The organism is Pseudomonas sp. S3E12, from assembly GCF_001702295.1.
In the GTDB taxonomy this organism is placed as follows: Bacteria; Pseudomonadota; Gammaproteobacteria; order Pseudomonadales; family Pseudomonadaceae; genus Aquipseudomonas; species Aquipseudomonas marginalis.
Window position 1 is genome coordinate 304,283 of record NZ_MBDT01000008.1, and the last position, 11,512, is coordinate 315,794.

5 protein-coding genes, 3 tRNA genes and 3 rRNA genes are annotated in these 11,512 nt (G+C 55.3%); 1 reads left to right on the forward strand and 10 read right to left on the reverse strand.

Features of this window, described 5'->3' with window-relative positions:
• Window positions 1–69: 69 nt before the first annotated feature.
• From secF to queA, 5 genes are all read right to left on the reverse strand, one after another.
• Entirely contained in the window at window positions 70–984 is a 915-nt protein-coding gene (gene secF / locus BB029_RS11550; protein WP_027605409.1) for a protein translocase subunit SecF, read from the reverse strand.
• A 9-nt stretch (window positions 985–993) separates the two neighbouring features.
• Window positions 994–2,862, reverse strand: a complete 1,869-nt coding sequence (secD, locus tag BB029_RS11555; protein WP_065939253.1) for a protein translocase subunit SecD — start codon at window positions 2,860–2,862, stop codon at window positions 994–996.
• Between the two features lie 62 nt (window positions 2,863–2,924).
• Window positions 2,925–3,263 (reverse strand): preprotein translocase subunit YajC, encoded by a 339-nt coding sequence (gene yajC, locus BB029_RS11560; RefSeq protein WP_003175975.1) that lies wholly within the window; start codon window positions 3,261–3,263, stop codon window positions 2,925–2,927.
• Between the two features lie 43 nt (window positions 3,264–3,306).
• Window positions 3,307–4,422 carry a tRNA guanosine(34) transglycosylase Tgt gene (gene tgt, locus BB029_RS11565; protein ID WP_003175976.1) on the reverse strand — a complete coding sequence of 372 codons (1,116 nt, stop codon included), beginning with the start codon at window positions 4,420–4,422 and terminating at the stop codon, window positions 3,307–3,309.
• A gap of 5 nt (window positions 4,423–4,427) precedes the next feature.
• Entirely contained in the window at window positions 4,428–5,477 is a 1,050-nt protein-coding gene (queA, locus tag BB029_RS11570; RefSeq protein ID WP_065939254.1) for a tRNA preQ1(34) S-adenosylmethionine ribosyltransferase-isomerase QueA, read from the reverse strand.
• A gap of 108 nt (window positions 5,478–5,585) precedes the next feature.
• Between queA and BB029_RS11575 the strand changes: the two genes are divergently transcribed.
• Window positions 5,586–5,670: transfer RNA gene (locus BB029_RS11575), tRNA-Leu, on the forward strand.
• A 337-nt stretch (window positions 5,671–6,007) separates the two neighbouring features.
• Here BB029_RS11575 and rrf read toward each other — a convergent pair.
• The 5 genes from rrf to BB029_RS11600 all read right to left on the reverse strand — a co-directional run bounded on the left by rrf (window position 6,008) and on the right by BB029_RS11600 (window position 11,219).
• Window positions 6,008–6,123, reverse strand: a 5S ribosomal RNA gene (gene rrf, locus BB029_RS11580).
• A gap of 152 nt (window positions 6,124–6,275) precedes the next feature.
• Window positions 6,276–9,167, reverse strand: a 23S ribosomal RNA gene (locus BB029_RS11585).
• 249 nt (window positions 9,168–9,416) lie between these two features.
• Window positions 9,417–9,492: transfer RNA gene (locus BB029_RS11590), tRNA-Ala, on the reverse strand.
• A 30-nt stretch (window positions 9,493–9,522) separates the two neighbouring features.
• A tRNA-Ile gene (locus tag BB029_RS11595) sits at window positions 9,523–9,599 on the reverse strand.
• An 83-nt stretch (window positions 9,600–9,682) separates the two neighbouring features.
• Window positions 9,683–11,219: ribosomal RNA gene (locus BB029_RS11600) — 16S ribosomal RNA — on the reverse strand.
• Together the 16S, 23S and 5S rRNA genes with 2 tRNA genes alongside form the textbook arrangement of a ribosomal RNA operon.
• Between the last annotated feature and the right edge of the window lie 293 nt (window positions 11,220–11,512).

Below are 11,512 nucleotides of genomic sequence, written 5' to 3' on the forward strand. Positions count from 1 at the left end.
TGGAGCAAAAAAAAAGGCACGAGTTCAATACTCGTGCCTTTTTCGTAACAGCAGATCAACAAGCGCCCATCAAGGACGGTCGTCGACCTCCTTGCCAGTGGCGGCAGGAGGGATCAGGTCTTCGCTGTTGAGGTTCAGCCAGATCAGCACCACGTTAGCGATGTAGATCGACGAGTAGGTGCCCGCCAGGACGCCGATGAACAGCGCCAGGGAGAAGCCCCACAGGTTGTCGCCGCCGAAGATCATCAGCGCCGCGATCGCCAGCAAGGTGGAGATCGACGTCGCCATGGTCCGCAACAGGGTCTGGGTGGTGGAGATATTGATGTTCTCGATCAGCGACGCCTTGCGCAGTACGCGGAAGTTCTCTCGAACCCGGTCGAATACCACGATGGTGTCATTGAGGGAGTAACCAATGATCGCCAGTACGGCCGCCAGCACGGTCAGGTCGAAGGTGATCTGGAAGTACGCCAGGATACCCACGGTGACGATCACGTCGTGGATCAGCGACACAATGGCGCCGACACCGAACTTCCACTGAAAGCGGAAAGCCAGGTAGATCATGATGCCGACCAGCGCCATCAGCATGCCGAGGCCGCCCTGGTCGCGCAGCTCTTCACCCACTTGCGGGCCCACGAACTCGACGCGCTTGACCGACGCCGGGTTGTCGCCCCCCACCTTCTGCAAGGCCTCGGCTACCTGGTGACCCAGTTGCGGGTCTTCGCCAGGCATGCGCACCAGCAGGTCGGTGGTCGCACCGAAGCTCTGCACGATGGCTTCGTGATAGCCGGCCTTGACCAGCTCACTGCGCACCAGGGTGACGTCGGCAGGCTTCTCGTAGGTCAGCTCGATGAGCGTACCGCCGGTGAAGTCCAGACCGTAGTTCAGGCCCTTATGGAACCAGCTGAACAACGCCAGAACGGTAAGGAGCACAGTGACGCCGAACGCAATGTTGCGAACGCCCATGAAGTTGATTGTACGTAACATGGCAGCCCCTTAAATCCACAACTTCTTGAAGTCACGCCCGCCAAAGATCAGGTTGACCATTGCGCGGGTCACCATGATGGCCGTGAACATCGAGGTAAAGATACCGAGGGACATGGTTACCGCAAAACCTTTGACCGGGCCGGTGCCCATGGCAAAGAGGATCCCGCCGACCAGCAATGTGGTCAGGTTGGAGTCGAGAATCGCGGTAAATGCCCGGCCGAAGCCTTCGTTGATTGCACGCTGTACGGTCATGCCGGCGGCGATCTCTTCACGAATCCGCGAGAAGATCAGCACGTTGGCATCTACCGCCATACCCATGGTAAGTACGATACCGGCGATACCTGGCAGGGTCAGCGTAGCGCCCAGCAGCGACATCAGGGCCAGCAGCATCACCATGTTGCCCGCCAGGGCCACGGTAGCAATGATGCCGAAGAAGCGGTAGATGGCGATGATGAACAGCGACACGAACAGCATGCCCCACAAAGCCGCGTCGATACCCTTGGTGATGTTGTCGGCACCCAGGCTCGGGCCGATGGTACGTTCTTCAGCGAAGTACATCGGCGCAGCCAGGCCACCGGCACGCAGCAACAGGGCCAGCTCCGAGGATTCGCCCTGGCCGTTCAGGCCGGTGATGCGGAATTGAGCACCCAGCGGCGACTGGATGGTCGCCAGGCTGATGATCTTCTTCTCTTCCTTGAAGGCCTGCACCGGTACGTCTTTCTCGACGCCGTTGACCAGTTGCTTGGTGTAGGTGGTCACCGGGCGCTGCTCGATGAAGATCACCGCCATGCTGCGACCCACGTTGCTACGCGTGGCGCGGCTCATCAGTTCGCCGCCGTGGCCATCCAGGCGGATGTTCACTTCAGGGGTACCGTGCTCGCCGAAACCGGCCTTGGCGTCGGTCACCTGATCACCGGTGATGATCAAGCCACGCTCGATCAGCGCCGGAGGACGATTGCCTTCACGGAACTCGAACTCTTCGGAAGTTGCACGGGAAGCACCCGGCTCAGCCGCAAGACGGAACTCCAGGTTGGCGGTTTTACCCAGGATACGCTTGGCTTCAGCGGTGTCCTGCACGCCCGGCAGCTCAACCACGATGCGGTTGGCGCCCTGACGCTGAACAATCGGCTCGGCCACACCCAGCTCGTTGACGCGGTTACGTACCGTGGTCAAGTTCTGCTTGATGGAGTACTCGCGGATTTCCGCGATTTTGGCCGGGCTCATCGCCAGACGCAGTACCGCCTGACCATTCAGGTCGGCCGGTACGATGTCGAAATCATTGAAGTTCTTGCGGATCAGCGCACGGGCCTGTTCACGAGAGGCCTCGTCAGAGAAGCCCAGCTGGATGGCACCGTTGAGCTGCGGCAGGCTGCGATAACGCAGCTTCTCTTTGCGCAGCAGGCTCTTCACGTCGCCTTCGTAGACCTTCAGGCGTGCGTCGAGGGCTTTGTCCATGTCGACTTCCAGCAGGAAGTGCACACCGCCGGACAAGTCCAGACCCAGCTTCATCGGGTGCGCGCCAATGCTGCGCAACCACTGCGGAGTGGTCTGTGCCAGGTTCAGCGCAACGACGTAGTCGTCACCCATGGCCTTGCGTACGACATCTTTTGCCGGCAATTGGTCTTCTTGCTTGGTCAGGCGCAACAACCCGCCCTTCGCACCAGCTGCCAATGTTGCCGCTTTAACCTGGATACCCGCGTCGGCCAGTGCCTTGCTCGCGCGTTCCAGGTCAGCCTGGTTGACCTGCAGCGAAGTGCTGGCGCCAGTGATCTGGATCGCCGGGTCATCAGGGTAAAGATTGGGAGCGGAATAAATAAAACCGATCGCCAGCACCGCCAGGATCAGTACGTATTTCCACAGAGGGTATTTGTTCAGCATCACGCCGCCCGCTTATAACGCGGGGCGCCTTGCGCGCCCCGTCGATTGGTAAAGGTTGGAACTTAGATCGCTTTGAGCGTGCCTTTTGGCAGCGTGGCGGCGATGGCGCCCTTCTGGAACTTCATTTCCACGGTGTCGGAAACTTCCAGAACCACGAAAGCATCGGAAACCTTGGTGATCTTGCCCGCGATACCGCCGGTGGTCACGACTTCGTCGCCTTTTTGCAGACTGCCTAGCAGGTTCTTCTGCTCTTTGGCACGCTTGGCCTGTGGACGCCAGATCATCAGGTAGAAGATGACCAGGAAGCCGACCAGGAAAATCCACTCGAAACCACCGCCCATAGGGCCGGCAGCAGCAGGCGCAGCGGCGTCAGCCATGGCGTTAGAGATAAAAAAGCTCATTTAGCACTCCAGTTGCAAATAGTGAATCTTAGGGTCGGAAAACTCAGTCCAAGGGCGGCACAGGGAGCCCGCGCTTGGCATAGAAGGCATCGACGAAGGCGGCCAATGTACCCTGTTGAATAGCCTCGCGCAAACCAGCCATCAGGACTTGGTAGTGACGCAAATTGTGGATGGTATTCAACATGCTACCCAGCATTTCCCCGCATTTGTCCAGATGGTGCAGATAAGCACGGGAGAAGTTCTGGCAGGTGTAGCAATCACAGGTGGGATCCAGCGGCGAATCATCATGGCGATGGAACGCGTTACGGATCTTGAGCACGCCTGTATCGATGAACAGATGCCCATTGCGGGCATTACGGGTTGGCATCACGCAATCGAACATGTCCACACCGCGGCGCACACCCTCTACGAGATCTTCGGGTTTGCCAACGCCCATAAGGTAACGAGGTTTGTCAGCGGGCATCAGGCCTGGCAGGTAGTCCAGTACCTTGATCATCTCGTGCTTGGGTTCGCCCACCGACAGACCGCCGATGGCCAGGCCGTCAAAACCGATCTTGTCGAGGCCTTCCAGCGAGCGCTTGCGCAAGCTTTCATGCATGCCGCCCTGGACGATGCCGAACAACGCCGCGGTGTTGTCGCCATGGGCATTCTTCGAACGCTGGGCCCAACGCAGGGACAGCTCCATGGAAATCCGCGCGACGTCTTCATCGGCCGGGTACGGCGTGCACTCGTCGAAAATCATCACGATGTCCGAGCCCAGGTCGCGTTGCACCTGCATGGACTCTTCAGGCCCCATGAATACCTTGGAACCGTCCACCGGAGAGGCGAAGGTCACGCCCTCCTCCTTGATCTTGCGCATGGCACCCAGGCTGAACACCTGGAAACCACCCGAGTCCGTGAGGATCGGGCCTTGCCACTTCATGAAGTCATGCAGGTCGCCATGCTTCTTGATCACTTCAGTGCCTGGACGCAGCCACAGGTGGAAGGTGTTGCCGAGGATGATCTCGGCGCCGGTGGCGACGATGTCACGCGGCAGCATGCCTTTGACGGTGCCGTAGGTGCCCACGGGCATGAATGCCGGGGTCTCTACCGTACCGCGCGGAAACGTCAGGCGGCCGCGACGGGCCTTGCCGTCGGTGGCGAGCAATTCAAACGACATACGACTCATAGTTGTTCCTCTGGGCCGCGCGGCGCCGGATTACGGGTGATAAACATCGCATCACCGTAGCTGAAAAAACGGTATCCATTGTCGATGGCTGCTTTGTACGCCGCCATTGTTTCGGGATAACCCGCGAAGGCCGACACCAGCATCAATAGCGTGGATTCCGGCAAATGGAAGTTGGTCACCAGGCAGTCGACCACATGGAACGGCCGGCCTGGGTAAATAAAGATATCGGTGTCGCCACTGAACGGTTTGAGCACGCCATCACGCGCCGCGCTCTCAAGGGAGCGCACGCTGGTGGTGCCCACCGCAACCACCCGCCCGCCGCGCGCCTTGCAGGCGCTAACTGCGTCCACGACGTCCTGGCTGACTTCCAGCCATTCGCTGTGCATATGGTGGTCTTCGATGTTATCCACACGCACCGGCTGAAACGTGCCGGCCCCCACGTGCAGGGTCACATAGGCTGTCTCGACGCCCTTGGCTGCAATCGCATCCAGCAGCAGCTGGTCAAAATGCAGCCCGGCAGTCGGCGCGGCAACCGCACCGAGGCGCTGGGAATAGACCGTTTGATAGCGCTCACGGTCCGAGTCTTCGTCCGGGCGGTCGATATAAGGAGGCAACGGCATATGGCCGACACGCTCCAGCAACGGCAAAACCTCTTCGGCGAACCGGAGTTCGAACAGCGCATCATGACGCGCCACCATCTCGGCTTCACCGCCACCCTCGATGAGGATGCTCGAACCCGGTTTCGGCGACTTGCTGGAGCGTACATGGGCCAGCACACGATGGCTGTCCAACACCCGTTCCACCAGAATTTCCAGCTTGCCGCCGGATGCTTTCTGGCCAAACAGCCGTGCCGGGATGACCCGGGTATTGTTGAACACCATCAGATCGCCCGGACGCAAATGCTCAAGCAAATCAGTGAATTGACGGTGTGCGAGGGTGCCGCTGGCCCCGTCCAGAGTCAGCAGTCGACTGGCGCGACGCTCGGCCAAAGGGTGGCGAGCAATCAGCGAATCAGGGAGTTCAAAAGTAAAGTCAGCAACGCGCATGATGGGGTTCGTCTAGCAGGGCCGGGAAGTCTAGCGGAAATAGTGAAAATAGACCATGAAACGTGATTGACCAACGGTAATCTCATCTCTATACTTCGCCGCCATTGAGCCCTGATGGCGGAATTGGTAGACGCGGCGGATTCAAAATCCGTTTTCGAAAGGAGTGGGAGTTCGAGTCTCCCTCGGGGCACCATCTTAAAGAAAGACCTTGAATTTCAAGGTCTTTTTTTTCGTCTGCAGAAAAGCGCCCTGAGGCCGCGACAGCTCCCAGAGAGCGAGATAGCGAGACACCCCTCCATCGCCATCATAAAGTCCAGCAGGCCCACTCACAGGCCTTGCAGGACGCTAAAACGCCCCTTGGTTACCCCTGGACTCACCCAAAGTACTGCTAGCACTTCGAGCGGAGATTCTGTTTCCTTTAATGGGCATGGACTCTAGTGCTGAAGGCCCTCCCGAGGTGCCTCCTCGCACTTTTCGAGCGCCCAAAACAAAACCCCATCTGCTTTCGCAAATGGGGTTTCGGAATTTAATCTTGACGATGACCTACTCTCACATGGGGAAACCCCACACTACCATCGGCGATGCATCGTTTCACTGCTGAGTTCGGGATGGGATCAGGTGGTTCCAATGCTCTATGGTCGTCAAGAAATTCGGGTACTGAGTCGTGGCCAGCGGGCCTCGCTTCAGCAAATTGGGTATGTGACAGCTGTCGGTGTTTTGTGAAATCTCGAACTTTCGGTTCATTGCGTCTTCACACACCGCAATCTGGCCTTTCGACGCAAATTGCTTGGGTGTTATATGGTCAAGCCTCACGGGCAATTAGTATTGGTTAGCTCAACGCCTCACAGCGCTTACACACCCAACCTATCAACGTCGTAGTCTTCGACGGCCCTTCAGGGGACTCAAGGTCCCAGTGAGATCTCATCTTGAGGCTAGTTTCCCGCTTAGATGCTTTCAGCGGTTATCTATTCCGAACATAGCTACCCGGCAATGCCACTGGCGTGACAACCGGAACACCAGAGGTTCGTCCACTCCGGTCCTCTCGTACTAGGAGCAGCCCCTCTCAAATCTCAAACGTCCACGGCAGATAGGGACCGAACTGTCTCACGACGTTCTAAACCCAGCTCGCGTACCACTTTAAATGGCGAACAGCCATACCCTTGGGACCGGCTTCAGCCCCAGGATGTGATGAGCCGACATCGAGGTGCCAAACACCGCCGTCGATATGAACTCTTGGGCGGTATCAGCCTGTTATCCCCGGAGTACCTTTTATCCGTTGAGCGATGGCCCTTCCATACAGAACCACCGGATCACTAAGACCTACTTTCGTACCTGCTCGACGTGTCTGTCTCGCAGTCAAGCGCGCTTTTGCCTTTATACTCTACGACCGATTTCCGACCGGTCTGAGCGCACCTTCGTACTCCTCCGTTACTCTTTAGGAGGAGACCGCCCCAGTCAAACTACCCACCATACACTGTCCTCGATCCGGATAACGGACCTGAGTTAGAACCTCAAAGTTGCCAGGGTGGTATTTCAAGGTTGGCTCCACGCAGACTGGCGTCCACGCTTCAAAGCCTCCCACCTATCCTACACAAGCAAATTCAAAGTCCAGTGCAAAGCTATAGTAAAGGTTCACGGGGTCTTTCCGTCTAGCCGCGGATACACTGCATCTTCACAGCGATTTCAATTTCACTGAGTCTCGGGTGGAGACAGCGCCGCCATCGTTACGCCATTCGTGCAGGTCGGAACTTACCCGACAAGGAATTTCGCTACCTTAGGACCGTTATAGTTACGGCCGCCGTTTACCGGGGCTTCGATCAAGAGCTTCGCGTTAGCTAACCCCATCAATTAACCTTCCGGCACCGGGCAGGCGTCACACCCTATACGTCCACTTTCGTGTTTGCAGAGTGCTGTGTTTTTAATAAACAGTCGCAGCGGCCTGGTATCTTCGACCGGCATGGGCTTACGGAGCAAGTCCTTCACCCTCACCGGCGCACCTTCTCCCGAAGTTACGGTGCCATTTTGCCTAGTTCCTTCACCCGAGTTCTCTCAAGCGCCTTGGTATTCTCTACCCAACCACCTGTGTCGGTTTGGGGTACGGTTCCTGGTTACCTGAAGCTTAGAAGCTTTTCTTGGAAGCATGGCATCAACCACTTCGTTAACTAAAAGTTAACTCGTCATCAGCTCTCGGCCTTAGAATCCCGGATTTACCTAAGATTCCAGCCTACCACCTTAAACTTGGACAACCAACGCCAAGCTGGCCTAGCCTTCTCCGTCCCTCCATCGCAATAACCAGAAGTACAGGAATATTAACCTGTTTTCCATCGACTACGCTTTTCAGCCTCGCCTTAGGGACCGACTAACCCTGCGTCGATTAACGTTGCGCAGGAAACCTTGGTCTTTCGGCGTGGGTGTTTTTCACACCCATTATCGTTACTCATGTCAGCATTCGCACTTCTGATACCTCCAGCAAGCTTCTCAACTCACCTTCACAGGCTTACAGAACGCTCCTCTACCGCATCACTTACGTGATACCCGTAGCTTCGGTGTATGGTTTGAGCCCCGTTACATCTTCCGCGCAGGCCGACTCGACTAGTGAGCTATTACGCTTTCTTTAAAGGGTGGCTGCTTCTAAGCCAACCTCCTAGCTGTCTAAGCCTTCCCACATCGTTTCCCACTTAACCATAACTTTGGGACCTTAGCTGACGGTCTGGGTTGTTTCCCTTTTCACGACGGACGTTAGCACCCGCCGTGTGTCTCCCATGCTCGGCACTTGTAGGTATTCGGAGTTTGCATCGGTTTGGTAAGTCGGGATGACCCCCTAGCCGAAACAGTGCTCTACCCCCTACAGTGATACATGAGGCGCTACCTAAATAGCTTTCGAGGAGAACCAGCTATCTCCGAGCTTGATTAGCCTTTCACTCCGATCCACAGGTCATCCGCTAACTTTTCAACGGTAGTCGGTTCGGTCCTCCAGTTAGTGTTACCCAACCTTCAACCTGCCCATGGATAGATCGCCCGGTTTCGGGTCTATTCCCAGCGACTAGACGCCCTATTAAGACTCGCTTTCGCTACGCCTCCCCTATTCGGTTAAGCTCGCCACTGAAAATAAGTCGCTGACCCATTATACAAAAGGTACGCAGTCACCCAACAAAGTGGGCTCCCACTGCTTGTACGCATACGGTTTCAGGATCTATTTCACTCCCCTCTCCGGGGTTCTTTTCGCCTTTCCCTCACGGTACTAGTTCACTATCGGTCAGTCAGTAGTATTTAGCCTTGGAGGATGGTCCCCCCATATTCAGACAAAGTTTCTCGTGCTCCGTCCTACTCGATTTCATGACTAAGAGATTTTCGCGTACAGGGCTATCACCCACTATGGCCGCACTTTCCAGAGCGTTCCGCTAATCTCAAAGCCACTTAAGGGCTAGTCCCCGTTCGCTCGCCACTACTAAGGGAATCTCGGTTGATTTCTTTTCCTCAGGGTACTTAGATGTTTCAGTTCCCCTGGTTCGCCTCTTGCACCTATGTATTCAGTACAAGATAACCATCTTATGATGGCTGGGTTCCCCCATTCAGACATCTCCGGATCAAAGTCTGTTTGCCGACTCCCCGAAGCTTTTCGCAGGCTACCACGTCTTTCATCGCCTCTGACTGCCAAGGCATCCACCGTATGCGCTTCTTCACTTGACCATATAACCCCAAGCAATCTGGTTATACTGTGAAGACGACATTCGCCGAAAATTCGATCATACTCAATTAAGAGCCACTCACAAATTTTACCTTAGCCTGATCCGTTACCAGTGAAAGTAACGTTCAGTCTATCTTTCTATCACATACCCAAATTTTTAAAGAACGATCTAATCAAAGACTAGAAATCAACATTCACCATCATACTGATGGAATGCTCATTTCTAAGCTTTCATAACGCAGAAGCAGTAGTGGTGGAGCCAAACGGGATCGAACCGTTGACCTCCTGCGTGCAAGGCAGGCGCTCTCCCAGCTGAGCTATGGCCCCGTATTTCTACAGGCGTTTCCCACACAAAATTGGTGGGTCTGGGCAGATTCGAACTGCCGACCTCACCCTTATCAGGGGTGCGCTCTAACCAACTGAGCTACAGACCCAATTTCGGGCTGCTTCTTTATCGTCTTCTTCAATGAATCAAGCAATTCGTGTGGGAACTTATGGAGCAGCTGATGTCGTCGATTAAGGAGGTGATCCAGCCGCAGGTTCCCCTACGGCTACCTTGTTACGACTTCACCCCAGTCATGAATCACACCGTGGTAACCGTCCTCCCGAAGGTTAGACTAGCTACTTCTGGTGCAACCCACTCCCATGGTGTGACGGGCGGTGTGTACAAGGCCCGGGAACGTATTCACCGCGACATTCTGATTCGCGATTACTAGCGATTCCGACTTCACGCAGTCGAGTTGCAGACTGCGATCCGGACTACGATCGGTTTTCTGGGATTAGCTCCACCTCGCGGCTTGGCAACCCTCTGTACCGACCATTGTAGCACGTGTGTAGCCCAGGCCGTAAGGGCCATGATGACTTGACGTCATCCCCACCTTCCTCCGGTTTGTCACCGGCAGTCTCCTTAGAGTGCCCACCATGACGTGCTGGTAACTAAGGACAAGGGTTGCGCTCGTTACGGGACTTAACCCAACATCTCACGACACGAGCTGACGACAGCCATGCAGCACCTGTCTCAATGTTCCCGAAGGCACCAATCCATCTCTGGAAAGTTCATTGGATGTCAAGGCCTGGTAAGGTTCTTCGCGTTGCTTCGAATTAAACCACATGCTCCACCGCTTGTGCGGGCCCCCGTCAATTCATTTGAGTTTTAACCTTGCGGCCGTACTCCCCAGGCGGTCAACTTAATGCGTTAGCTGCGCCACTAAGAGCTCAAGGCTCCCAACGGCTAGTTGACATCGTTTACGGCGTGGACTACCAGGGTATCTAATCCTGTTTGCTCCCCACGCTTTCGCACCTCAGTGTCAGTATCAGTCCAGGTGGTCGCCTTCGCCACTGGTGTTCCTTCCTATATCTACGCATTTCACCGCTACACAGGAAATTCCACCACCCTCTACCATACTCTAGTCAGTCAGTTTTGAATGCAGTTCCCAGGTTGAGCCCGGGGATTTCACATCCAACTTAACAAACCACCTACGCGCGCTTTACGCCCAGTAATTCCGATTAACGCTTGCACCCTCTGTATTACCGCGGCTGCTGGCACAGAGTTAGCCGGTGCTTATTCTGTCGGTAACGTCAAAACCATCACGTATTAGGTAATGGCCCTTCCTCCCAACTTAAAGTGCTTTACAATCCGAAGACCTTCTTCACACACGCGGCATGGCTGGATCAGGCTTTCGCCCATTGTCCAATATTCCCCACTGCTGCCTCCCGTAGGAGTCTGGACCGTGTCTCAGTTCCAGTGTGACTGATCATCCTCTCAGACCAGTTACGGATCGTCGCCTTGGTGAGCCATTACCCCACCAACTAGCTAATCCGACCTAGGCTCATCTGATAGCGCAAGGCCCGAAGGTCCCCTGCTTTCTCCCGTAGGACGTATGCGGTATTAGCGTCCGTTTCCGAACGTTATCCCCCACTACCAGGCAGATTCCTAGGCATTACTCACCCGTCCGCCGCTCTCAAGAGAAGCAAGCTTCTCTCTACCGCTCGACTTGCATGTGTTAGGCCTGCCGCCAGCGTTCAATCTGAGCCATGATCAAACTCTTCAGTTCAAACATCTTTGGGTTTTTAAGAAACCCTAAACTTGGCTCAGCAATCGTTGGTTATTCTTTGATTTCTCGCGGAGTAACTTGTGATGCTGATAATCTTGTTGACTATCAGTCTGACTCCACAAGCACCCACACGAATTGCTTGATTCAGTTGTTAAAGAGCGGTTGGTTAAGAGCTTTCGTCTCAACCGAGGCGCGCATTCTACAGCAGCCTCATTTGCTGTCAAGTGATTATTTTCAGAAGCTTTCGAAGATTTCTTCAACAACTTCAACCACTTGCGCTTGCGATCTCTCGT

What these genes read in the sequence shown, in the direction of transcription:
- secF (WP_027605409.1), bottom strand. Translation starts at nt 984, where the DNA reads ATGTTACGTACAATCAACTTCATGGGCGTTCGCAACATTGCGTTCGGC.
- secD (WP_065939253.1), bottom strand. Translation starts at nt 2,862, where the DNA reads ATGCTGAACAAATACCCTCTGTGGAAATACGTACTGATCCTGGCGGTG.
- yajC (WP_003175975.1), bottom strand. Translation starts at nt 3,263, where the DNA reads ATGAGCTTTTTTATCTCTAACGCCATGGCTGACGCCGCTGCGCCTGCT.
- tgt (WP_003175976.1), bottom strand. Translation starts at nt 4,422, where the DNA reads ATGTCGTTTGAATTGCTCGCCACCGACGGCAAGGCCCGTCGCGGCCGC.
- queA (WP_065939254.1), bottom strand. Translation starts at nt 5,477, where the DNA reads ATGCGCGTTGCTGACTTTACTTTTGAACTCCCTGATTCGCTGATTGCT.